Genomic DNA, 24,890 nt, shown 5'->3' on the forward strand with positions numbered 1-24,890 from the left:
TTTTAAATTATTTTTGAAGTATAAACAAGGTGGGTCTTTTATTAAGATCCACCTTTATTTTTTTCCAGGTAGCCGCTGTGGCTGTTTTTATATACTCGGTAGGCAACGTTATATCGCAAGCAATACAGAGTTGTGTTTCTTGATGTAGGGTTGCTAACAGGCTTTCTAATAATTGGTTGTTCCTATACGGAGTTTCAATAAACAATTGCGATTGTCCTTGCTCTCCCGACAGTCGTTCTAGACGCTTGATCTCTGTTTTTCGTTCTCGTTTGTCAATGGGCAAGTAGCCGTTGAATGCAAAATTTTGTCCATTTAATCCACTGGCCATAAGCGCCATTAAAATAGACGAAGGCCCCACTAATGGCACTACTTTTATACCTCGTGCATGGGCTTGTTGTACTACTTCCGAACCGGGATCTGCAATTCCGGGACAGCCAGCATCACTAATAATACCAATATCATTTCCTGCATAACACGGATCCAACATAGGAGGGATTTCGCTCGGATCGGTAAATTTATTAATGAGTTGAATATTTAGGTCGGGCTGTGACTTCTTAGGCACAATGCTCTTTATAAATCGCCTTGCATTCTTTTCGTTTTCAACAATATAATAATCTATATGTTCCACGGCTTTCTTTACCAGTAGCGGTAACACCTCTAAGGGTGGTGTTTCTCCTAACGTACAGGGAATTAAATAGACATTTCCTTTTTCTACGATCATTTAGTTAATAAGTAGTTTTTTGATACTGGTTTCTCCTCCTTCCGAAGTAATACGTACAAGATATAAACCATTAGATAGGCCGTTAACGGCTATATTTTTTTCTGAAGTCGATAGTGCAGATGCCTCATACACAATACTTCCGCGAATATCGGTGATAACGATACTATTAATGGTATCGCTCGTCATGGCAATTGTAATTGCTTCGGAAGCAGGATTAGGGGTCATGCTAATGTCTAGGCTCGTTGAATGTTCGGGCGTAGTTAACACACTTCCCTTAATACTGTATATATCACCATCAAGATCTACAATATACAGTTCGTTATTCACGTCTTGTCCGAAACTTACCCAAGTACCGTTAAAGTCTCCTTGATCCATTTGGTTATTCGACTGGTCTACAGTTCCTATCATTCCACTACAGGTATCGGCAAATAAATAGATGCCTTGTAGATCATCATATACATTTCCTCGGTATACATAACCGCCGACAATAGAACAATTACCTCCGGCGTGCGTATATTCGGCAACTGGGAAGGTAAGTTCACTCGGATCAGGACAATTTGCTGTATTAAATGGTTGCGAACCTTCGTAGCATCGCCACCCGTAGTTTAATCCGGCTTCGGTGATCCCGGCTCTGTCAACTTCTTCAATATTATTTTGACCAACATCACCAATCCATACCTCTTCCTCTACAAAATCGAAGGAGAAACGAAACGGATTTCGTAATCCGTAGGCCCAAATTTCTTCTGCATCAACACCACTTCCTGCAAAAGGGTTGTCTGCTGGTATACCGTAATTGTCTCCTCCAGACGGATTGTCAACGTCTATTCGCAGTAATTTTCCTAACAAAAGTGTCGTATTTTGAGCACGATTTCCCGGGTCGCCACCGCTACCACCATCGCCCGATGCGATGTATAAAAAGCCATCGGGCCCAAAGGCTAGTGCACCACCATTGTGGTTTCCGAAGGGCTGGCTATAGCTAATAATTTCTAGTTCAGAGCCTGGAAAGGCAATTTCCGGATTACCCGGGTCGACAGTAAATCTAGATACTTGTGTATCTCCACTGTTGTTGATATAGTTCACATAAAAATAGCCATTGGTGGCATAATCGGGATGAAATGCAAGACCTAGTAGCCCTCTCTCATCAAACGGACTGGTTGGGTCGAATACTCTGTTGTCAATATTGAGATAAGGAACATCGTTAATCGTTCCATCCGTTTTTAATATTTTAATGATTCCTGCTTTTTCAACTACAAAAAGGCGATCGTCTCCGGCATTCTGTAGATCGACAGGCGAATCGAAAGTGACCGAATCATCGTTGAATTTTTCAATGGAAACAGTTTGAGAGATTGCTGTCAAGCCTAAGAATAGCGACAGTAGGAGGGTAGTAGTGATTTTCATAACTTTTTTTTGAATTACTACTAAAGTAATGAAAATAGGGCAGAATATAAATTATATTCGCTTGGCGATCGACGTGCACGCTTTATCGAGCATGTTATACACCTGCTCAAAACCGTCATTTCCACCATAATAAGGGTCTGGAACATCGACATTTTCACCCGGAAATAGTTCGTCGAGGATGAGCTGTACTTTTTCTTTATCCGATTCTGATTCAGCAAGTTCTATCACGTCGCTATAATTAGAACTATCCATGACAAAAATGTAATCGAACTCATTAAAATCAGCAGGTTTAAACTGTCTTCCACGCTGTTGTGTAATATCTAATCCTTTTTGTTTTGCAATAGCGATACTACGAGGATCGGGTTGTTCGCCAACATGCCAGCCTCCTGTACCCGCCGAGGTAACCTCTACCTTTTCTGGATCGACCTTAGCTGCTAACAAGCCTTCTGCCAAAGGAGAACGACAAATGTTTCCTAAGCAAACCATAAGCACTTTTGTTTTCATATTTAGAGATAAAAAATCCGGCGAAGGGCCGGAGGTAAATTATAAGGTTAATTTTTTGTTGAGGTCTTCTACATACTTTCTGAATTGCTTATCGGTACTCGACAAGTTGTCGACGGTTTTACAAGCATGGAGAACGGTAGCGTGATCTCGCTGGCCAATTTGAGAACCTATAGATGCCAAAGAGGCCTTTGTAAATTTCTTTGCAAAGAACATGGCTAATTGTCTAGCCTGAACAATATGACGTTTTCGCGTCTTCGATTGTAATGTATCCACATCCATTTGAAAATATTCACTTACCACTTTTTGAATATAATCGATAGAAACTTCGCGTTTGGTGTGTTTTACATAATTATCGACTATCTTTTTGGCGAGTTCGATAGTGATCTCACGTTTATTGAACGAAGAATGTGCAATAAGCGAAATTATGGCACCTTCCAATTCTCGGATATTGGTTTTTATGTTGTTCGCTAAGAACTCGATGATATCTTCCGGCATATCAACGCCGTCTCTATACAATTTGTTCTTTATGATCGCAACACGAGTGTCGTAATCGGGATGGTTTAGCTCGGCAGAAAGGCCCCATTTAAACCGGGACAGTAGCCGTTGCTCTATATCGATCATATCTACCGGCGCCTTGTCACTGGTTAAAATGACTTGTTTGCCGTTTTGATGTAGGTGATTAAAGATATGGAAGAACACATCTTGTGTTCCTGCTTTTCCTGACAGCAATTGAATGTCGTCTACGATCAGCACATCGATGATTTGATAGAAATGAATAAAATCGTTTCTATTATTCTTTTTAACCGATTCGATATACTGCTGGGTAAATTTTTCAGCAGAGATATACAAGACGGTCTTTTCAGGATATTTGTCTTTTATTTCAACACCGATGGCATGTGCCAGGTGTGTTTTTCCTAATCCAACACCTCCGAAGATAAGCAATGGATTAAAAGAAGTGCCACCGGGTTTGTTAGCAACCGCTAATCCGGCCGATCGTGCTAAACGATTCGATTCACCTTCAAGAAAACTTTCAAAATTGTAACTCGGATTCAGTTGCGATTCGATCTTAACATTGCGAATGCCAGGGATCACAAAAGGATTTTTAAGTTCGGGACTTTTATTCTTTAAGGGAACATCGACTTCCTGCGATTTTACTTGAGAACGGTTGGAACTTGGAATACGCTCGGTAAATGGTTGCTTGTTACCATAGGTGTTCTCCATTTTAATGATGTACACCAATTTAGCAGTGGTTCCTAATTCTTTGGTGAGTGCAACTTTTAATAACTTCACATAATGCTCTTCGAGCCACTCGTAAAAAAACTTGCTGGGAACTTGGATGCTCAACGCGTTTTCAGAGAGTTTAACTGCCTTGATAGGTTCGAACCAGGTTTTGTATGCTTGCGAAGTTATATTATCTTCAATAAAGGACAAACAATTTTCCCAAACCGATTCCGCAGTTTTGCTCATAGTTAAAGTTGAAGTTTAATTAGTTTAAAAGATGCGGTTAAAAAAAGTGAAAAAGAGTTTTCTATAACATTTTCTTAACACTGCAAATATGTGAACAAATAATTGAAAAAAAAAATGGATTGGCTATTGAATTTGTAGTTTTTTTTTCCCATACTATAGCTCACCCAAACATACGAAAAAAGTTCCCCTTTTACGGTTTAATTCATGAAAAAAAATCTTACAAAATTAAGAGTACGTTATGGAGAGACCGATCAAATGGGTGTGGTCTACTACGGAAATTACGCACAATATTTAGAACAGGGAAGGACCGAATGGCTGCGTGAATTGGGCTTTAGCTACAAATGGATGGAAGCCAACAATATCCACCTGCCTGTCGTAAATCTCAACATCGACTATAAACAACCGGCCTTGTACGATGACCTCATTACCATTACTACGACCCTTAGGAAAATTCCTACTATTAAAATTGAGTTTGATTACCAAATACACAACGAATCGGGTGAACTTTTAGTGAATGCTTCCACAACTTTGGTCTTTATAAATAGCATCACAAAAAAAATTACAAAAGCCCCCGAATATCTGTTGAATAAATTAGCCGAATAGTTAAACTAATTTTCCAGTTTTTTGATATTCACCTTGTATGTGTTTGTAAAAAGCGAATAGATGCGATCTGCTTCCTTTTCTCTTACCGAAATTTGTATTTTACATCCTATAGTCAACGCTTGCGAAACAATTTTCAATTTCGCTTCTTTTATCATGCGCATGACCATGCTCATTTCGGGATATTCGAAGGTAAGCACAAAATCAACATTAATTGTTCGTTTTACGATGGGGGCAGCCTCTAGTGCTAATTGTGCCGCTGTTTTGTAGGCTTGTATCAATCCGCCTACGCCCAATTTCGTTCCGCCAAAATAGCGAACTACTACTACCAACACATTGGTAACATCGAACGATTGCAATTGTCCGTAGATGGGCATTCCGGCACTATTAGAGGGCTCTCCGTCATCATTGGCACGATAGCGGTCGTAGCGCATTCCCAATTGCCAGGCGTAGCACCAATGTCGTGCGGTATGGTGCTGTTGCTTCAGTAATTCCAACTGTTCCTTGATCTGTTCTTCGGAAGTTACCGGGAATGCATAGCCATAGAATTTACTGTCTTTTTCTTTGTACAGCACTTCTTCTGAAGGGTTACGTATGGTTTTATAAGTGTCTTTTTCCGAAGCCATTACCACTTTCCTAATGCAACTAAAAATATACTAATAACGGCCAGTACGATCCCAATCCAATTCTTCCGAAGCAATCGCTCTCTAAATAACACAATTCCGGTCAAGGTAGAGAGCATCACTATGGCAACGTTGTTAACCGTAAAGATCCCGGAGCTCTCAAGAACGCCACTTCGCAGCGCTAACACCAAAAAATAGATGGAAAAATAATTGGGAATTCCCAATACAACTCCTCCTAGAATGTTCTTCCATCGAAATTGAAACGCGCCTCGAATTTTTTGAACGACCAAAACCATCACGCCTATGGTGGCGGCAGCCGAAAATATTGTGGCCGAAAATAAGGGGACATCATTGGCTGCAACAAACGAATCTTCTAGATATTTAATGCTGGTATCAATGATACCACTGCCTAAAAAGACCAACAAAGGAAAAATGATATTTCTTTTTCGAACGGTAAGTCCGTCTTTCGTTTTTATCGAGGCTAAGTATACAGCGACCAAGGCCAATATGATCCCGCTGGCCTTAATAAATCCAAGGCTTTCATGGTAATAGACCAGTCCGAACACCACAGGTATCACGACACTCATTTTCGTAGCAACCGATACGACCGAAAGCCCGCTGCGCTGTGTAGTGATGGCCATTAGATTAAAAACAATAATAAATAATGCACCAAGACCTAGCGTGTAATAGAACCAATCGTATTGTGGGATCTTCGCAACTTCAATGCTACCATTATACCCTATGACTCCACAAATACAAGCGATAAAGTAGTTGATCACAATAGCGTGGAGCGTATTAATTTTAAATCGGTCGTACAATTTAAAAACGACAAATATGAGTGTCGATGAAATAACACTTAACAGCAGATAGATCAAGAATTCTTGTTTTTAAAGATTTGTAATCGGTCGTTTTTTATCTGTTCTTCGGAAGCTTCCTCAACAGAAAGCACGGGAGCTTTAACCCCTTCGTCAAATGTACAGTTTCCTGTAAATACTAGCGCCTCATCCCACAAATTTTCATCAATAAACGATTGAAGGGTTCTAGTGCCACCCTCAATGATCACCGATTGTATTTCTTTAGCATGAAGTGATTCACAAATCTGTTTCGGAACCGATCTCGAGAAATCGATCGTTTCAAAGGTATTGGTGGTGGTCCCTTCTTTGTGCTGCTCGGTGATAACAAGCGTGGGTGCCGCTGTGTCGAAAACAGAAGCACTATTGGGTACCTTTAACGATCTATCTATCACCACGCGTAATGGTGAGGGACCGTCCCAGTCTCGTGTTGTAAGACTAGGGTGGTCATCTAAGACCGTTTGGGTACCTACCAATATCGCTTGTTCCTGAGCTCTCAATTGGTGTACTCGCTGCCGTGAAAACGTATTGGTGATCCATACCGGTTTTTTATCTGCAGATCGCACGGTTTTAGTCGGTGCTATAAAATGATCGACCGATTGTGCCCACTTTAGGATAATATACGGCCGCTTCCTCGTGTGAAAGGTGATAAATCGCTTATTGAGCGCATCGCAGGATTCGCTTAATACACCAACAGTCACGTCACAACCGGCTTCTATGAGTCGTTTAATACCACGCCCGGCAACCTGCGGATTTACATCGGTGCTTCCAATTATAACCTGAGGGATCTTATGCTCGATTATCAAATCGGCACAAGGCGGCGTCTTGCCATAATGGCTACAGGGCTCTAACGAAACATAGAGTGTTGCCTCCTTTAGTTTAGACTTGTCACTAACACTTTGTACGGCAAGTACTTCGGCATGAGGTTCTCCAGCTTTGCGATGCCAGCCTTCTCCAATTATGGTGTCGTTGTGAACAATGACGCTGCCTACCATCGGATTTGGGTAGGTGGTTCCCAGTCCATTTTTGGCCAATTCGATGCAGCGCATCATGTATTTTTCATGTATCTTCACAGCGTAAAAATACAATGAATTGCTTAGATGGACATACCCTTGATCAGACCGATCGAAAAAAAAGACAATCCGCACATTGCAGCAGTGATTCGTAGCGTGCTCATTGATTTTGGTGTACCCAAAAAAGGCACGGCTTATGCCGATGCCGCATTGGATGCCATGTTCGAAACCTACCAAGAAGAACGCTCGGCCTATTTTGTTGTAGAAGAGGACGGGAAAATAATAGGTGGGGCAGGAGTCGCACCCTTGGCAAACTATAATGGAAACGTGTGCGAACTACAAAAGATGTATTACCTGCCTGAGGCTAGAAAACGCGGAATTGGAACACATATGATCAATTTATGCCTTATTAAAGCGCGAGAATTTAATTTTGATCAGTGTTATCTTGAAACCATGCCTTATATGACGGCCGCGCAAAAACTGTACGAACGTTCCGGCTTCCGATTTATCGATGGTCCAATGGGCGATACGGGACATTACTCATGCCCGGTACATATGCTAATAGACCTATAATTATAATTGGTAAAGAACTAGTGACCCTCAAGGAACTTCAACATACATTCCAGGCTGAATTAGCAGCATTGTATCCTTCAGAAGAAGTTAGGTCTTTCTTTAATTTGCTTACCGATGCTTACTTCGGAATGTCACCGGTGGAGATCGTCCTTAACGGTACCAAAGAACTTTCCGAAGTAGAAATAAATCCATTCTTTGCTGCCATACAACGTTTGAAGCAGTACGAGCCCATCCAATATATAATAGGTGAAACTGAATTTTATGGAGCACTATTTTCGGTAAACAAACACACCTTAATTCCACGCCCTGAAACCGAAGAACTGGTAGCGTGGATCCTTTCAGATTGTCGAACAATAGAAAGTGACACATCAACACTAAACACACAAGACGCTAGCATTTCCATTTTAGATATAGGTACAGGAACGGGTTGTATTGCGATCACTTTAGCTTCACAGTTGCCTAATTCCGAGGTTACCGCCATCGATGTTTCCGAAGATACCTTGAAAATAGCTTCAAAAAATGCGAATCAGCTTGCGGTTTCGGTAAACTTTGTACAAGAGGATATACTGTCGGCAACAGAACTTCCTGCGAAATACGATGTGATCGTTTCAAATCCGCCTTATGTGAGGGACTTGGAAAAAGATGCGATGTCGCCAAATGTGTTAGCCCACGAACCTGCTACCGCTTTATTTGTTTCTAACGATGACCCTTTGGTGTTTTATCGTGCGATTGCCAAATTGGCTGCAAAACACTTGAAGCCACAAGGTTCACTTTACTTCGAGATTAATGAGTATCTTAGTAGTGAAATGGAACAACTAATGAAGCAGGAAGGGTTTGCAGATATTGTGTTGAAGAAAGATGGCTTCGGAAAGTTCCGAATGTTACGATGTTGCTTATGACCAAACTAAAGAAAATATGTGTGTTTTGCGGAAGCAGCGATGGGAATGACGCCAACATTACGAAAGCAGCGACCCATTTGGGAACCGTCTTGGCCGAAAGAGAGATCAGCTTAGTATACGGTGCGGCTAAGATTGGAGTTATGGGTACGGTGGCCAAAGCAGTACTCGAGCAAAAGGGCACAGTGATCGGCATTATTCCAAACTTCTTAAAGAAAAAGGAAGTAGTACATTTGGGATTAACAGAGCTTATTACCACCGACAATATGCACGATCGCAAATTGAAGATGCAGGAAATTAGCGACGGATTTATCGCATTACCGGGTGGATTTGGAACCTTAGAAGAACTTTTTGAAATCATCACGTGGCTTCAGTTAGGGCTGCATGCTAAACCCATCGGGCTTTTGAACGTGAACCATTTTTACGATCCTTTACTGGAACTACTTGAAAACATGGTTCGTAATGGCTTTATTACTATGGAAAGCTACGAGTTGTTATTAGTTGCGACTACTTCCGAAGCACTGCTTGAAAAAATGGAACAGTTTAAACCGCCAAAATTCCCGCATTGGTTAAACGAAGAACGCACCTAGAAGAATGTTTATAAACTGTGTTCTGAAAGATTCCAAATAAACCGAATGAATTTTATATTTGTTCCATGAGCATCGAACAACAGATCAATCAACTTCGCAACGAACTACGCGAACACAATTATAATTACTACATACTCGACAACCCTACGATCTCCGATTACGAATTCGATCAAAAGTTGAAACAGCTGCAAGAATTAGAATCAGCCCACCCGGAATTCTATGATGCCAATTCACCAACCTTACGAGTTGGCGGCGCTGTTACCAAGAATTTTGAAACGGTTCCACATACCTATCGCATGTACTCCTTGGCTAATAGCTATTCGAAAGAAGATCTGGAAGATTGGGAGAAGCGCATAAAGAAAATGGTCGATGGTCCTGTGCAATATACCTGTGAACTTAAATACGACGGCGCTTCTATGAGTCTTACCTATGAAGATGGAAAATTAGTGCGTGCGGTTACGCGTGGCGACGGATTTCAAGGTGATGATGTGACTACCAATGTAAAAACGATCAATTCTGTTCCCTTGAAATTAAAAGGAGATTATCCCGATAAGTTCGAAATACGAGGAGAGATCGTATTGCCGTTCGAAGGTTTTGCACAAATGAATGCCGAGCGCGTTGCGGCAGGAGAGGAGCCCTATCGCAATCCGAGAAATACGGCCTCCGGAAGTTTAAAACTTCAAGATAGTAGCGAAGTGGCCAAGCGCCCTCTAGAGTGTTTGCTGTATAGCTTAAAGGGAGCAAACTTACCGGTTTCCACCCAATACGAAAGTTTAGAAAAAGCGAGAGCCTGGGGATTTAAGGTTCCTGAAGTTGCAACATTAGCCAATTCTATAACTGAGGTGTTAGAATTTGTAAATTATTGGGACGTTCATCGTCATGAACTGCCTTACGAAACCGATGGCGTTGTAATTAAGGTGAACGATCTACAACAACAAGAAGAATTAGGATATACCGCCAAAGCGCCACGTTGGGCGATGGCCTATAAATTTAAAGCCGAACGTGTCGCTACCAAATTGCATACGATCACTTATCAGGTTGGACGAACCGGTGCTATTACCCCTGTGGCTAATTTAGAGCCTGTGTCGTTAGCAGGGACCATAGTAAAAAGAGCTTCCTTGCACAATGCCGATCAAATTGCAAAACTAGATATTAGAGAAGATGATACGGTATTTGTAGAAAAAGGAGGGGAGATCATCCCGAAGATCATAGGCGTAGATTTTGCCTTACGAGACCAAGCTTCTCGACCAACACAGTATAGAACCACTTGTCCCGAATGCGAAACACCGTTGGTGCGTACCCAAGGAGAAGCACAACATTATTGCCCCAATACCGAAGGTTGTCCTCCACAGATCATTGGGCGGATTCAACATTTTATTTCGCGCAAAGCGATGGATATTGAAGGATTGGGCGGTGAAACCGTAGCGTTGTTGGTGAACAACGGACTCATAAATAACTATGCCGATCTTTATGAACTAGGCGTTTCTGAGATTACCCCTTTAGAGCGAATGGCCGAAAAAAGTGCAGAGAACTTGGTTGCCGGAGTGGAAGCTTCAAAAGAGATTCCTTTTGAGCGTGTCTTATTCGCCCTTGGAATTCGCTATGTTGGAGAGACGGTAGCTAAAAAACTGGCCAAGCATTACAAGAATATCGATGCGATCGCAACGGCATCGGAAGACGAACTAACTGCAGTAGATGAAATAGGCAGCAAGATTGCCGAAAGCGTAGTTGCTTTCTTTTCCGAAGAAAAAAATAAAGCGATCATCGACCGATTAAAACACTATGGAGTACAGTTGGAAATTTCGGCAGAGAAGTTAGCAAATCAGACCAACGTGTTAGAAGGAAATACGTTCGTTGTTTCGGGAGTTTTTACGACGGTCTCACGTACCGAGTTAAAGAAGTTGATAGAGGACAATGGTGGGAAAGTTTCGGGGTCTATCTCGGGTAAGACCAATTACGTGGTCGCGGGAGAGAATATGGGGCCCAGTAAGAAGACCAAGGCCGAAGATTTAGGGATTCCTATTATTTCGGAAGCTGAATTTTTGCAAATGATATCTTAAACTTCAGCAAAAAACAGTCGAAAAATGTATTTTTGTAGTCTAGGTTGATACGTATTCATGTTAAAGAAAATAAAGCTTTCCTCCTTAAAAAAACGAAAAGAGAAGAACCTTGAACAACGGGATTTTTCGGAAGTGAATGCTCCTTTACGTACCCTTGGATTCTTAGTGAACGAAAATGAGTTTCAGGATTTTGAGCGATTGTACGATTTTTCGAAGGGTTTAGGAATCCTTCGGAAGGATGTTAAGGTGTTTTCTTTTTTAGAATCACGTCGGAAACTTCCCTCGTTACGAAACAATCAGATCTATAACAAGGACTTTTCGTGGTCGGGTGAAATCACCAATCAAAATGCACGTGAATTTTTAGAAATGCCTTTTGATGTGTTGGTGGGATTGTACGAAGAGAAAAATGTGTTTCTAGATCTGTTGGTCTCTACCAGCAATGCGAAATTTAAAGTTGGATGTAAAGGAAGCGACGAACGTTTATTCGACCTTATTATTCAACTTTCACCTACCGCAATAGGTGATTTTGAAACGGAATTAAAAAAATATTTAAAAATTTTAAACAAAATATAAATGAAAGAACTTATTGGTACCGGTGTTGCGTTAATTACCCCCTTTACAAAAGATTTACAGGTAGATGTGGACGGATTAAAACGCGTTGTCGATTTTAATATTACCAATGGGATCGATTATTTGGTGGTATTGGGAACCACAGCCGAAAGTGCAACCCTTACAGATAATGAGAAAGCGTTGGTTGTTAAGACAATTCAAGAAGCGAATGCAGGCAGGGTTCCGTTAGTATTGGGAATTGGTGGAAACAACACGCAAGCGATTATCGATGAGCTTCAAAGCAAGGACCTTAGTGCATTTGCGGCGATCTTGTCGGTATCACCTATGTATAACAAACCTACCCAAGAAGGTATTTGTCAACATTTTGCGGCCATCGCAAAAGCGAGTCCGAAACCCATTATTTTGTACAATGTTCCCGGACGAACAGCCTCTAATATGTTGCCCGAAACGGTGATACGGCTGGCCAAGGACTTTGAGAACATTGTAGGGATCAAAGAAGCGGCAGGAGACATGGTACAAGCCATGCGATTGCTGCGCGATTGCCCAAGCGATTTCTTGGTGATCTCCGGCGATGATATGGTTACACTTCCTATGGTTTTAGCAGGTGGAGCAGGTGTGATCTCTGTAATAGGGGAAGGGTTTCCAGCCGAATTTTCAAAAATGGTGCGATTAGGACGGGAACGCAAGGTGGACGAAGCTTATAAAATACACAATTCGCTAATGCCCGCGATCGATTTTATATTTGCAGAAGGGAATCCTGCCGGCATTAAAGCAGTATTTAAGAAGCTCGGTATTTGCGGCGATACGGTACGCTTGCCACTTGTGGGGGTCACCGACTCATTGCGCAATAAGATCGATGCATTTGTGGACCAAATGTACTAAGCTGGGATTGGCAGCGTTTAATAGTGTCGAACATAGACAAACGATCAATACACATCGATTGTTTGCATAATAATAAGTTTTTGTAATCAGGTATAATTCACTACTTTTGCACGATGTTTTTTAAATCTATGAGAGCGAGTCTATTAGTTATCGTTGGGAGTCTTTTGGTATTAACCTCATGTAGCGAGTATCAGAAGGTGTTGAGCTCTGATGATAACTCCAAAAAATACGCGGTTGCCGATTCTTTATATAAGGTTGGTAAATACCGAAAAGCGCTTAAGCTAATGGAACAGATCGTTCCTGCTTATCGTGGAAAACCACAGGCACAGCGATTAATGTTTATCTACGCCAATACCTTTTACGAGTTAGAAGATTATTATTTGGCAGGATATCAGTTCGAGCGTTTCGAACAATCGTATCCTTCGAGTGATAGTGTTGAGGTGGCGGCTTATCGTTCGGCTCGAAGTTTCTACGAACTCTCTCCTCGTTATTCATTAGATCAAGAAGACACCTATACGGCCTTAGAGAAATTACAAAAATATCTCAACAAGTATCCCGAAACTGAATATAGAAGTGAAGCCAATGTATTGGTTGCAGAGCTTCGTGAAAAGTTAGAGAAGAAAGATATTGAGATCGCACGTCAGCATTTAAAGACGGCTCAGACCTTCGGAAGTTATAAGCCTGCGATTGAAGCATTCGATAATTTTATCACAGATCATCCGGGATCTATCTATAGAAAAGATGCGTTCTTCGGAAGATTTAAAGCAGCCTATTTACAAGCTATTAATAGTATACCATCACTTGTTGATGAACGTTTGGTCGCTGCGCGAGGGTACTACAATAACTTTGCAAAGTACTATAGCGAAACCGAGCTAAAAGAAGAAGCAGACGAGCTATTAGAAGACATCAACGCCCGATTAAAAGAAAAAGAACCTACAAGTTAAATTTGCACCTATGAGCGATATTAAGAACAGTGAAGCACCTATCAATACGACTACTATTGATAAAAATCTAGTAGATGCGCCTACCAATAACATTTATGAGGCGATCTCTATTATTGCAAAAAGAGCCAATCAGATCAATAGCGATATCAAGAAAGAATTGCTAGAGAAATTGGATGAGTTCGCTACCTATAACGACAGTTTAGAGGAGATCTTCGAGAATAAAGAACAGATAGAGGTTTCTAAGTTCTACGAAAAGCTTCCGAAGCCACACGCTTTAGCTGTACAAGAATGGTTAGAGAACAATATCTACTACCGCAATACAAAAGATGAAGAAATAGAACAATAAGAAATGTCGGTACTAAGCGGTAAACATATCTTGCTTGGCGTTACTGCCGGCATCGCCGCTTACAAATCGGCTTTTTTAGTTCGTTTACTGGTCAAAAAAGGGGCGAAAGTAAAGGTGGTTATGACACCTGCTGCGAAAGATTTCATTACACCCTTGACCTTATCTACATTATCAAAGAATGAAGTTTTCTCTTCGTTTACCAATGAAGAAGATGAAAATGCCCAATGGAATAACCACGTTGCGTTAGCCCTTTGGGCAGATTTGTTTATAATCGCCCCGGCCACAGCCAATACACTCTCTAAAATGGCAACAGGCAATAGCGATAACCTACTCCTCGCGACTTATTTATCGGCCAAATGTCCTGTGTATTACGCTCCGGCGATGGACTTAGATATGTACAAACATCCAAGTACCGATGCTACGTTTAAGAAGTTGAATGACTTCGGAAACATCCAGATCCCGGCCGAACATGGCGAATTAGCCAGTGGCTTAAGTGGACAAGGACGAATGGCCGAACCGGAACATATTGTTACATTTCTAGAAAATGACCTCCTTCAACAATTACCATTGCGTGGAAAAAAAGTGCTAATTACAGCGGGGCCCACCTTTGAAGCGATCGATCCGGTACGCTTTATTGGTAACCATTCCAGCGGGAAGATGGGATATGCCTTAGCAACCGTAGCGGCCAATTTAGGAGCCGAAGTTGTATTGGTATCCGGTCCCGTGGGATTAACAATAGAACACACCTTAGTAAAGGTTATACATGTCACCGCTGCGGCTGAAATGTACGACGCAGCGCACCAGCATTTTGAATCGGCAGATATTGCTATTTTGAGTGCTGCGGTAGCCGACTACCGACCTAACGCTATAGCAGATCAAAAAATAAAAAAGAAGGATACCGAATTAACGTTGACCCTTGAAAAAACAAAGGATATTTTAGCCTCTTTAGGCGAGATCAAAAAAGACCAGTATTTGGTTGGATTCGCATTAGAGACCGAAAATGAAATTGAAAATGCAAAATCCAAACTCAAAAAAAAGAATTTAGACTTAATTGTATTAAATTCGCTGAACGACAAAGGAGCCGGCTTTAAAGGGGATACCAATAAGGTGACCTTGATCACAGCAGACAATAAAGTAGTTCCCTTTTCAGTTAAACCTAAGATCGATGTGGCAAACGACATCATGCAACATATCATAAAACAAATTCATGCGTAGATTTTTAACAACACTAACGTTTCTATTTTTAGCGATTTCGCTACAGGCACAAGAGTTGAACTGTTCTATAACTGTAGATGCCGAACAAACAGGGCAGCCCAATTTGCAAGTTTTTAGAACGCTCCAACAACAACTTACTGAATTTGTAAATAATACAAAGTGGACCAATAAAGTATACAAGAATCAGGAGCGTATCGATTGTAATATGTCGATCGTAATTTCTGAATACAGCTCAGATCTTTTTACGGCAACCATACAAATTCAATCTTCTCGTCCGGCTTTCGACTCGACCTACGACAGTCCGGTGTACAACTACAACGATCGTCAGTTTTCTTTCGATTATATAGAATTTCAACCACTTAACTTTAATATAAACTCTTTCGATTCTAACTTGATCTCTGTGATCGCGTATCATGTTTATACCATCATTGGTTTGGACGCCGATACCTACGAATTGAACGGTGGCGCCGAATACTTCGGAATCGCTAAACAAATTGTGAATACGGCCTCTTCCAGTAACTTCGCCGGCTGGAAAGCAACCGATGGAACACAATCCCGTTACCAATACAACGACGCCTTATTGTCGAGTGTTTATAGAGAGTTTCACAAGGTCTTATACGATTACCATCGCAAAGGGATCGATAACATGGCCGACGATACTAAAAAAGGTAAAGAAGCAGTTGCTAAGGCGATCAACGACCTTAGAAGCATTAACGATAGGCGACCAAACTCATTCTTATTACGTACGTTCTTCGACGCTAAAAGCGATGAGATACAAGCCATCTTTAGCGGTGGCCCTAATGTAGATATCGCAACCTTGGTCGATAATTTAAATCGTATGGCTCCTACCAAACGCAGCAATTGGAGCGAGATCAAATTTTAGTAAAACAACCACTTATTTACTTGCAGGGTTAGCAAAAGGCTGTTATTTTTAAATGCAATAAATCACTAGGCTGTGCTTACCACCCTTTCAATAAAAAATTACGCACTAATCGAAGATATTCGTGTGGAATTGTCGTCCGGTATGACCATCATCACCGGAGAGACAGGGGCCGGTAAATCGATCTTACTAGGAGCACTTGCGCTATTGCTAGGAAAGCGGGCCGATGCAAGCAGCGTAAAAGATGCTTCAAAGAAATGTGTGATCGAAGCAGAATTTTCACTAGCCGACTACGGCCTTCAAGACGTATTCGAAGAGAATGATCTTGATTACGAACCTCATACGATAATTAGGCGTGAACTACTACCCAGTGGTAAATCTAGAGCCTTTGTAAACGATACCCCGGTCACTGTTGGGCAGCTTCAGGTGTTAGGGGTGCATTTGGTCGATATTCATAGTCAGCATGAGACCTTGGCGCTTTCTTCGGAAACCTATCAGTTAGAGGTGATCGATGCGCTTGCAGGACATTCTTCCTTACTAAAACAATATTCACAGCAGTATAACGCCTACACTGAAGCTTCCGAAGCACTTTCAGAAATGAAGGCGAAAAAACAAGAGGCGATCAAAGAATTAGATTATCAAACCTTTTTGTTTGAAGAACTCGAACAAGCCAAACTCGATGGATTGGATCAAATGGAGTTGGAAGAAACCTATGAAAAACTATCCAATTCCGAAGCCATACAAGAAAACCTGGCAACGATCGATCAACTTTTTAGCGAAGAACAAATTGGCACCATAGAGACCGCTAAAACAGCCAGAACCGCATTGGGGAAGGTACGCGGATTTGCTTCGGAATATGAGGCGTTGTGGAATCGCTTGAACAGTGCAATTATTGAATTAGAAGATATTGCAGAGACAGTTTCTCAGGCTGCCGGCGATATAGAAGCAGATCCACAACAACTGTTTCAACTCAATGAAAAACTGCAGACAATTCACAAATTGCAATTAAAGCATTCGGTGGCTAGTGTTGAGGAATTGTTAGAAATTAAAGCAGCACTTGGTTCGCAAATAGACGGGACACAGCAGTTGGACGATCGCATTGCCGAACTAGAAAACAAAGTAATAAACCTTGAGGAACAAACCACTAAAACCGCTTCCGAATTACACCAGGGTCGAGAAAAGGTCATCCCGACCTTAAAAGAAAAGTTAGAATCCTTTTTAGGTGCCTTGGGATTGCCAAATGCAAAGTTTCAATTTGAGATTGAGAAGCAGGATACCTTCAGAAAAAATGGAAAAGATACCTTAGCCTTGCTTTTTACAGCCAACAAGGGACTTCCGTTTGGTTCGTTAAAGAAGATTGCTTCCGGCGGTGAAATGAGTCGAATCATGCTGGCGGTAAAGGCCGTGTTATCCCAATATAAGAAATTGCCAACCATCATCTTCGATGAAATAGACACGGGTGTGTCTGGTGAAATTGCTCATGCCATGGCGTCGATCATGAGTGCGATGAGTGAAGAGATGCAGTTGTTAAGCATCACACATTTGCCACAAATTGCAGCAAAAGGTGAACACCATATTAAGATTTACAAAGAGGATGTGAACGAAGTGACCGTTACAAGGTTGCGCCCGTTGGCCGGAGAAGAACGTATTATCGAGATTGCCCAAATGATTGGTGGAAAGCAAGTCTCTGATGTTGCGATTGCCAATGCGAAAGAATTACTGAATTAAAATGTATCTTTGTTTTGTGCTTGTTGCCTGCACTTGCATTAGACCATAACCATGCTGGCGACAACTAAGACTTAAGAATAATTACACAACCAACTATAAAAATAGAACGAATGTCATACAATTTATTAAAGGGAAAACGAGGAATTATTTTTGGGGCCTTAGATGAAAATTCGATTGCCTGGAAAACAGCCGAACGCGTACATGAAGAAGGAGGTCGCTTTGTGCTAACTAACGCACCCATCGCAATGCGAATGGGGCAAATTAATGAGTTGGCCGAAAAAACGGGTTCTGAGATCATACCGGCAGACGCAACAAATCTGGAAGACCTAGAAAATTTAGTTGATAAAGCAACCGAGATCTTAGGTGGAAAATTAGATTTTGTACTTCATTCTATTGGGATGTCGGTGAACGTGCGAAAAGGAAAAAAATATACCGATCAGAATTACGATTGGACCCACAAAGGATGGGATGTGTCGGCAGTATCATTTCACAAGACGATGCAGACCTTGTATAAAAAAGACGCCATGAACGAATGGGGAAGTATCGTTGCCCTTACGTATATGGCGGCGCAACGCGTATTTCCAGACTACAACGACATGGCCGATAACAAAGCTTATTTGGAATCGATCGCGCGTAGTTTTGGTTATTTCTTCGGAAAAGATAAAAAAGTGCGTGTAAATACGATCTCTCAATCACCTACACCTACTACAGCAGGGCAAGGCGTAAAAGGTTTTGATGGCTTTATTGCCTATGCCGAAAAGATGTCGCCATTAGGGAATGCGTCTGCGATGGATTGTGCCAATTATACGGTTACTCTTTTTAGTGATCTCACCAAACGTGTAACCTTACAGAATCTTTACAATGATGGTGGCTTTTCTAACGTTGGTGTAAGCAACGAAGTAATGGAAGCTTTTATGAAAGAATAAGTGCAAATTTTTTAAAGTAATTTTGAGCCTCTTTTCAATATAGTTTGAAGAGAGGCTTTCTTTTTGGACTTTAATCTCTTAAAAGCCGCAACTCATCGAAATATTTTTGGCGCTACGATTCTTTTTTGATACTTTTAAGGGAATATTAACTAATCTTTAAAATTATTATGAAAAAAACTACGATTATGTGGTGCTTCGTGATGTGCTGTATTGGACTCACGTATGCGCAAACACCTCAGAATAATGATGAGGCAGAGTTGGCAGCATACAATGCTTCCAAACAATCCACCACGACATCCTCTATTGATGTGTTACTGAATAAATTAGCAGCATTAGAGGACCACAACGGAAACTTTCTTGATCACTTCACAGCTGCAGAAGCAGAAATTCTTAGAAGTTATTTCAAGCAACAAAACCGGTCTTCTGCAATGGCAGACTTTATTCCTACCGCAGGGGCGACAGAAACGTTTACTCCTACAGTAGGTGACTTCTTTTTTGATCCAGGAGGACCAGGAGGAAGTACAACGGGAGGATCACCCGGAAATTACCCGAACTGTAATTGTACTACAACTACAACTCTTGCAGGAGTAACTGAAATTGACTTTTTGTATTATAGTATCAATAATACATTTGATTTTCTAATGATTTACGATGGGGTAGATAATACTGCTCCGTTAATTTTTGATAGTGTACCAGGCGATATTGATGATCTAGCAGAATTGATGGCTGCAAACGGAGGCTCTTCTGTATTTACAGGTACTTCAGGAAATATTACTTTTGAATTTTTTGCTTCTGGAGTAGTAGATTACGGCGGATGGGAAGTTGAAATTCTTGCAGCAGGACCACCACCGGCATTCCCGGCACCGTATTGCGGGCCACTTGACTTTCCAGTTGATGTAGAGCCTATCACTTTAGTAGACGTTGCAGGTATCAGTAATGTAACAGATCCAGTCGTGAACGGTACTCCGGCTCACGAAGATTTTACAGCGATTTCTGGAGATGTTGAACAAGGTATGAGTTATACAATCGCCTTAGAAGGTAACACGGCAGGTAATTTTACCAATCGCTTTGCTGTATTTATCGACTGGGATCAAAATGATATCCTAGATGATGCAGGCGAAGTTTATGAAATTACCCAAACAATTGTTAACTCAAATGGAACTGATGGTCAACAAGCTATTGGGACCATCGATGTACCAATGGGTGCTCTTGAAGGAACCACACGTATGCGTGTTAAGAAAATTTTTGGTACTTCCAATTATTTAGACCCATGTTCAGGCGCAAGTTTTGGACAAGCCGAAGACTATTCTATTAACGTAACTGCCGGAGGTGGCGGAGGTTTAGGCCCTGCAACTGCCTATGCAGTTGATAATTCACAAGTGTTATTTGGAAGTTTTGATACTACCATGCCAGCTGTATTTAATGCAATTGGTCCATCACCGGACCCAGCACCGGATTTCGAAGGAGCAGGAGCTGTTGATATCGATGGAAATGCATATGCTTTAGTGAATACAGGTGATTTCTACAGTGTAGATATCGATACTGGTGTATATACATTATTAGGAACCTTAGCTCCACCAGCTGGTGAGACTTGGGTTGGATTAGAATTTGATTCTTCCACAGGAACACTTTATGGTGTGTCTGGAGTTATCAATTCTGGATCTACATTAAGTACGATCGATATTGGAGCACTTACTGCAACACCTGTGGGTGCCACAGGAATGTTAGGTGCTGTTGCTTTCGCCATTGATGGTGCTAGTGTTGGATATGCATTCGATATTGTAGATGATCAGATATATTCTATCGATCTTACTACCGGTGCAGCTACCGCATTAGGACCTGCCGGATTTAATGGTAACTTTGGTCAAGGAATGGGGTACGATATCAATTCTGATACTGTATTTATGACAGCATTCAATGCAACCGTATTCGATTCAGAATTCCGTTCTGTAAATACAACTACGGGTGCAACAACGCTCGTAGATCAAATGGAGCCTGCAGCCCTTACACAATACGCTTGGGTAGGTATTCCTGAAGTAAGAGATAACGATCTTTGTGATGACGCCATGGCAGTAGCTTGTGGTGATGTTGTTTCTGATGATACTTCAGACGGAAATACCGATTCTAACGGAGACGGTTCTCCAGATGAGTGGTATTCGTACACAGGAACAGGTGATCCTCAAATTGTAACCGTTTCACTTTGTGGCTCGTCTTTCGATACAATCCTTACAGTTTATGAAGACTGTACATTAGCAAATGAAATTGTTTCTAACGACGATTCTTGTGGATTGCAGTCTGAAGTTTCTTTCTACGCAGATGGAACATCTACTTACTATATAGCTGTTGATGGTTTTGGAGGTGCAAGTGGTGCTTTCGATCTAGCGGTTACTTGTGTTGATCCGTTACCAAACGATGTTTGTGATACGGCCGAAGCTATTTCTTGTGGTGATACCGTAATGGGAACTACGATCATGGCAACAGACGATGATAATGCATCAGAATGTGGAACAACAATTTCTGCTCCAGGAGTTTGGTACGTATATGAAGATACTACAAACCTAGTAACAGATATTAATGTTTCTACTTGTAGTGCAAATACCGATTACGACACTAAGATCAATGTGTATACAGGAGATGACTGTGGTAACTTGATTTGTGTAGCTGGTAATGATGATTCTCCTAACTGTACAAATTTCCAGTCGGAAGTTGATTTCCAAAGTGATGGAAACTCTACCTACTATATCTTAGTACAAGGATTTGGAGGGGCTACCGGTAACTTCGAGTTGAGTATGAACTGTATTCCGGTTCCTCCACCAAACGATATGATCGCAAACTCTATCGATGTGGATGAAATTGGATTCCCTTATACCGATCCAGATGTAGCAATGCCTGCGGCAACAGTGGAAGCTGGAAACCCAACAGGATGTAACATCGACGGTGCATTAGGAGTATGGTATAACTTTGTTTCTGAAGGTGACGGTGAGGTAACTGCTTCAATTGTTACTCCAGCAGGACCAAGCTCTGTAACGTTCTACTACGCACCAGATGAGAATGCAACTGAATCTGATCTAGAATTAGTGTTGCAAAACTCTAACCAGTGTGTGTCCGGTACATCAGCAATGATCACCACCGATCCTGGTCAAGCGTATTATGTGTACGTTGTGAACCAAGGCGGAAGAACGGATATTACTATCGACGGAGTAAACCTTGGAACCGATGAGAACACTATAGAAGGATTCTCATTCTATCCAAACCCTGCCGATACTACGCTTAATTTACGCGCAGTAGATAATATTGAAACGGTAGCATTGTACAATATCTTAGGTCAAAAAGTAATTGACCAAACGATAGGTGCAACAAGCTCAGAGATCAATATTGCTTCTCTCGCAGCAGGAACCTACGTAATGAAGGTTACTGTAAATGGAGAGACAGGAACTTACAAGGTTCTTAAGAAGTAATTTTTTCATAGTAAATTGTGTAAAAGCCATCTGCGTTTCGCAGGTGGCTTTTTCTTTTTAGTACCTTTGCGTAATGTCGCTTATGTACTCTTTTGTAATACCCGTCTACAATCGCCCCGAGGAGATCCAAGAACTGTTAGAAAGTTTTTTGGCCCTTACCTATACAAAACCGTATGAGATCGTAATTGTTGAGGATGGCTCTTCGGAAACTTCCGAAGAAATAGTGAAAAAGTATAAAGATAAACTACCCATTTCGTACTATTTTAAACCGAATTCAGGTCCCGGTCCGTCAAGAAATTATGGAATGCAACGGGCAAAAGGGAACTACTTTATTATTTTAGACAGTGACTGTTTGCTGCCCCCTCATTATTTATCGACAGTAGCTAAATACTTGGAAAACGACTATTACGATTGTTACGGCGGAGCCGATGCTGCCCACAGCAGCTTTACAGCATTACAGAAAGCCATAAACTATGTAATGACCTCATTTCTTACTACAGGGGGCATACGTGGCAAAAGCAAGCAAGTTCACCATTTTGAGCCACGTAGTTTTAATATGGGTATTTCGAAAATAGCTTTTGAGAAAACGGCTGGCTTCGGAAAAATTCATCCTGGGGAGGACCCTGATCTATCGCAACGTATCGAAAAGAACGGTTTTAAAACGACCTTTATCCCTAATGCCTTTGTATATCACAAACGCAGAATCTCTTGGAAAAAATTCTATACGCAAGTGAAAAAATTTGGATTGGTTCGACCCATACTAACTACTTGGCATCCAAATTCTGCAAAAATCACATTTTGGTTTCCAAGTGTATTTGTGTTGTTCTCTATGGCTTCAGTAGTGTTCGCTATTGCAGTGCATTGGATGTTTATCCTGCCTTTACTGTTGTACGTAGGTGCTATAGGCATCGATTCAACCTTCAAAAATAAAAGTGCCTATATTGGCCTTTTATCTATGTTCGCTGTGTTTGTACAGTTTTTTGGCTACGGACTCGCTTTTCTACAAGCTACATTTTTTATACGGCTCCTTAAAAAGAATCCGCAACAACAGTATCCGAAGTTGTTTTTTGACTAACTTCCCTTTATATTGGACATTTCATGGCAACACCTAAAAAAAGAAACTATAAAACTACCAAACTGAGGTCTTTCTTGTTCTTCATTTTGATAGCAGTATTGTTTTGGGTGCTTACTAAGTTTTCTAAAGAATATACTGCCACGGTAAGTGCTACCCTACAGTACGTATCTCTTCCCAACACCACACTTTTAGCCGAAGACAACCGGAAAACCATTTCTTTTGATCTTACTGCAAACGGCTTCGAATTTCTGTTTCACAAGCTCAACGAACCTATTATACAAATAGAAGTAGCCGAATATTATACAGAAGGAGCATCTGTTGCAACGGTCCCGAAAGAAGAATTGGGACGCCTTATTACCAATCAGTTGGATAAAAGTGTTTCGGTCAAGAATATTTCAATTAATGAACTCACCATTCAACTAAATGTGATCGTGGTAAAAAAAGTTCCAGTGCTCGTAAATAGTGACCTCACTTTCAAAAAAGGATTTATGAGCGTGGATAGTATTAGAATTACCCCCGATTCGGTTCAAATTTCCGGTCCTACGCCTTTGCTGGATTCGATTCAAGCGGTAGAGACTGAATTGATAAGCGGTTCGGAAATTGAAAACGATATTGAACAAAAAGTAGCTATAGCACCCATTAAGAGCGAAGAGCTTTCTATTATGCCTTCGGAAGTAACGATTGCGATACATGTTGAAGAATTTGCCGAAAAACAGTTACAATTACCTGTTGAAGTTATCAATCTTCCCGAATCGATCGAGTTGCAGTTAATACCCAATACGGTAACAGTTACATTTAATGTTTCGATAACAGATTTTAATGCGATCACTGCAAAGAACTTTAAACTTATTTGTGATTATACAGAACGTAATGAAGGTGACAATTTTATGGTTGCGAAACTTTCAGAAAAACCAAACGACATCCTAGACGTTGAACTAGGTACAAAAAAAATTAATTATCTAATATTTAAATGAAAATTGTCGGACTAACAGGAGGAATAGGAAGCGGTAAAAGTACTGTGGCCAATATGTTCGCCGAACTTGGGGTGCCGGTTTATATTGCCGACAAAGAAGCACGACGTCTTACAAATACCTCGAAAATCATTCGAAAGAAAGTAGAAAAGTTATTTGGAGCACAAGCGTATGTTGATGATAAACTTGATCGTGAATTCATTGCAAGCATTGTTTTTAAAGATGCAGACAAATTAGCGCAACTAAATGAAATTATCCACCCAAAGGTCGCGGCTCATTTTGCGCGATGGATTAAAAAGCAAGAAGGTCTCTATTGCATTAAAGAAGCTGCGATATTATTTGAAAACGGAGGTTACAAGAAATGTGATAAGACTATTTTGGTAACGGCTCCTAAACAAGAACGAATTCGACGGGTTATGGAACGAGATGCCGTAAGTCGAGAGTCGGTAGAAAGCAGAATGCAACACCAATGGAGTGACAAAGAAAAGAGCGCCTTATCCGATCTGATCATCGAAAATATCTCGCTAGAACAGACTGCAAAAGAAGTGAGATCCACCCATAATTACCTGTTAAATTTATACGCATAATACCCATTACGT

Annotated in this window: 24 protein-coding genes; 17 read left to right on the forward strand and 7 right to left on the reverse strand. The window is 41.1% G+C overall.

The genetic code is table 11. The features are described from left to right. Positions 1 to 7: 7 nt before the first annotated feature. From DWA30_RS05285 to dnaA, 4 genes are read right to left on the reverse strand one after another with little or no spacing between them, the layout of a single operon-like run. Entirely contained in the window at positions 8 to 721 is a 714-nt protein-coding gene (locus DWA30_RS05285; RefSeq protein WP_114491496.1) for an SAM-dependent methyltransferase, read from the reverse strand. Then, positions 722 to 2,119, reverse strand: a complete 1,398-nt coding sequence (locus tag DWA30_RS05290) for a PQQ-dependent sugar dehydrogenase (RefSeq protein ID WP_114491497.1) — start codon at positions 2,117 to 2,119, stop codon at positions 722 to 724. A 51-nt stretch (positions 2,120 to 2,170) separates the two neighbouring features. Beyond that, positions 2,171 to 2,623 (reverse strand): low molecular weight protein-tyrosine-phosphatase, encoded by a 453-nt coding sequence (locus tag DWA30_RS05295; RefSeq protein WP_114491498.1) that lies wholly within the window; start codon positions 2,621 to 2,623, stop codon positions 2,171 to 2,173. Positions 2,624 to 2,662: 39 nt separating this feature from the next. Next, on the reverse strand, positions 2,663 to 4,090 hold the full coding sequence (gene dnaA, locus DWA30_RS05300) for a chromosomal replication initiator protein DnaA (RefSeq protein ID WP_114491499.1): 1,428 nt from the start codon (positions 4,088 to 4,090) through the stop codon (positions 2,663 to 2,665). Positions 4,091 to 4,294: 204 nt separating this feature from the next. On the opposite strand from dnaA, the gene DWA30_RS05305 reads away from it, so the two are divergent. After that, positions 4,295 to 4,693 (forward strand): acyl-CoA thioesterase, encoded by a 399-nt coding sequence (locus DWA30_RS05305; protein ID WP_114491500.1) that lies wholly within the window; start codon positions 4,295 to 4,297, stop codon positions 4,691 to 4,693. Positions 4,694 to 4,698: 5 nt separating this feature from the next. Here DWA30_RS05305 and DWA30_RS05310 read toward each other — a convergent pair whose 3' ends face one another. From DWA30_RS05310 to ribD, 3 genes are read right to left on the reverse strand one after another with little or no spacing between them, the layout of a single operon-like run. Further along, positions 4,699 to 5,316 carry an IMPACT family protein gene (locus DWA30_RS05310; protein WP_114491501.1) on the reverse strand — a complete coding sequence of 206 codons (618 nt, stop codon included), beginning with the start codon at positions 5,314 to 5,316 and terminating at the stop codon, positions 4,699 to 4,701. Continuing rightward, positions 5,316 to 6,188 carry a DMT family transporter gene (locus tag DWA30_RS05315; protein ID WP_114491502.1) on the reverse strand — a complete coding sequence of 291 codons (873 nt, stop codon included), beginning with the start codon at positions 6,186 to 6,188 and terminating at the stop codon, positions 5,316 to 5,318. The genes DWA30_RS05310 and DWA30_RS05315 overlap by 1 nt, the downstream gene beginning before the upstream one ends. Then, a complete protein-coding gene (gene ribD, locus DWA30_RS05320) occupies positions 6,185 to 7,237 on the reverse strand; it encodes a bifunctional diaminohydroxyphosphoribosylaminopyrimidine deaminase/5-amino-6-(5-phosphoribosylamino)uracil reductase RibD (protein ID WP_168421741.1) in 1,053 nt (350 codons plus the stop codon). The genes DWA30_RS05315 and ribD overlap by 4 nt, the downstream gene beginning before the upstream one ends. Positions 7,238 to 7,264: 27 nt before the next feature. Between ribD and DWA30_RS05325 the strand changes: the two genes are divergently transcribed. The 16 genes from DWA30_RS05325 to coaE all read left to right on the forward strand — a co-directional run bounded on the left by DWA30_RS05325 (position 7,265) and on the right by coaE (position 24,878). Further along, positions 7,265 to 7,750 carry a GNAT family N-acetyltransferase gene (locus DWA30_RS05325; RefSeq protein WP_114491504.1) on the forward strand — a complete coding sequence of 162 codons (486 nt, stop codon included), beginning with the start codon at positions 7,265 to 7,267 and terminating at the stop codon, positions 7,748 to 7,750. After that, the gene (prmC, locus tag DWA30_RS05330; protein WP_168421742.1) at positions 7,720 to 8,649 is read left to right on the forward strand and encodes a peptide chain release factor N(5)-glutamine methyltransferase; all 930 of its coding nucleotides are present in this window, start codon (positions 7,720 to 7,722) and stop codon (positions 8,647 to 8,649) included. The genes DWA30_RS05325 and prmC overlap by 31 nt, the downstream gene beginning before the upstream one ends. Continuing rightward, complete coding sequence (locus DWA30_RS05335; protein WP_114491505.1) at positions 8,646 to 9,236, forward strand: LOG family protein; 591 nt, start codon at positions 8,646 to 8,648, stop codon at positions 9,234 to 9,236. The genes prmC and DWA30_RS05335 overlap by 4 nt, the downstream gene beginning before the upstream one ends. 65 nt (positions 9,237 to 9,301) lie before the next feature. Continuing rightward, positions 9,302 to 11,296: an NAD-dependent DNA ligase LigA gene (gene ligA, locus DWA30_RS05340; protein WP_114491506.1), complete on the forward strand. Its 1,995-nt coding sequence runs from the start codon at positions 9,302 to 9,304 to the stop codon at positions 11,294 to 11,296. Between the two features lie 57 nt (positions 11,297 to 11,353). Beyond that, a complete protein-coding gene (locus tag DWA30_RS05345) occupies positions 11,354 to 11,869 on the forward strand; it encodes a DUF6913 domain-containing protein (protein WP_114491507.1) in 516 nt (171 codons plus the stop codon). Next, positions 11,870 to 12,748, forward strand: coding sequence for a 4-hydroxy-tetrahydrodipicolinate synthase (gene dapA / locus DWA30_RS05350; protein WP_114491508.1), 879 nt, complete (start codon positions 11,870 to 11,872; stop codon positions 12,746 to 12,748). Positions 12,749 to 12,876: 128 nt separating this feature from the next. Further along, on the forward strand, positions 12,877 to 13,692 hold the full coding sequence (locus DWA30_RS05355; RefSeq protein ID WP_114491509.1) for an outer membrane protein assembly factor BamD: 816 nt from the start codon (positions 12,877 to 12,879) through the stop codon (positions 13,690 to 13,692). A gap of 10 nt (positions 13,693 to 13,702) precedes the next feature. Then, the gene (locus DWA30_RS05360) at positions 13,703 to 14,038 is read left to right on the forward strand and encodes a DNA-directed RNA polymerase subunit omega (RefSeq protein ID WP_114491510.1); all 336 of its coding nucleotides are present in this window, start codon (positions 13,703 to 13,705) and stop codon (positions 14,036 to 14,038) included. Positions 14,039 to 14,041: 3 nt separating this feature from the next. Then, complete coding sequence (gene coaBC / locus DWA30_RS05365; RefSeq protein WP_114491511.1) at positions 14,042 to 15,253, forward strand: bifunctional phosphopantothenoylcysteine decarboxylase/phosphopantothenate--cysteine ligase CoaBC; 1,212 nt, start codon at positions 14,042 to 14,044, stop codon at positions 15,251 to 15,253. After that, a complete protein-coding gene (porD, locus tag DWA30_RS05370; RefSeq protein ID WP_114491512.1) occupies positions 15,246 to 16,136 on the forward strand; it encodes a type IX secretion system protein PorD in 891 nt (296 codons plus the stop codon). Before coaBC ends, porD begins: the two co-directional genes overlap by 8 nt. A gap of 72 nt (positions 16,137 to 16,208) precedes the next feature. Further along, entirely contained in the window at positions 16,209 to 17,861 is a 1,653-nt protein-coding gene (gene recN, locus DWA30_RS05375) for a DNA repair protein RecN (protein ID WP_114491513.1), read from the forward strand. 110 nt (positions 17,862 to 17,971) lie between these two features. Next, complete coding sequence (locus DWA30_RS05380; RefSeq protein WP_114491514.1) at positions 17,972 to 18,787, forward strand: enoyl-ACP reductase FabI; 816 nt, start codon at positions 17,972 to 17,974, stop codon at positions 18,785 to 18,787. Between the two features lie 167 nt (positions 18,788 to 18,954). Beyond that, entirely contained in the window at positions 18,955 to 22,245 is a 3,291-nt protein-coding gene (locus DWA30_RS13285; protein ID WP_168421744.1) for a GEVED domain-containing protein, read from the forward strand. 73 nt (positions 22,246 to 22,318) lie between these two features. Continuing rightward, positions 22,319 to 23,320, forward strand: a complete 1,002-nt coding sequence (locus tag DWA30_RS05390) for a glycosyltransferase family 2 protein (RefSeq protein ID WP_114491515.1) — start codon at positions 22,319 to 22,321, stop codon at positions 23,318 to 23,320. Between the two features lie 23 nt (positions 23,321 to 23,343). Further along, positions 23,344 to 24,294: a CdaR family protein gene (locus tag DWA30_RS05395; RefSeq protein ID WP_114491516.1), complete on the forward strand. Its 951-nt coding sequence runs from the start codon at positions 23,344 to 23,346 to the stop codon at positions 24,292 to 24,294. Beyond that, on the forward strand, positions 24,291 to 24,878 hold the full coding sequence (coaE, locus tag DWA30_RS05400) for a dephospho-CoA kinase (RefSeq protein WP_114491517.1): 588 nt from the start codon (positions 24,291 to 24,293) through the stop codon (positions 24,876 to 24,878). The genes DWA30_RS05395 and coaE overlap by 4 nt, the downstream gene beginning before the upstream one ends. Positions 24,879 to 24,890: the final 12 nt, after the last annotated feature.

Source organism: Candidatus Ulvibacter alkanivorans, assembly GCF_003333325.1.
Classification (GTDB): Bacteria; Bacteroidota; Bacteroidia; order Flavobacteriales; family Flavobacteriaceae; genus Ulvibacter_A; species Ulvibacter_A alkanivorans.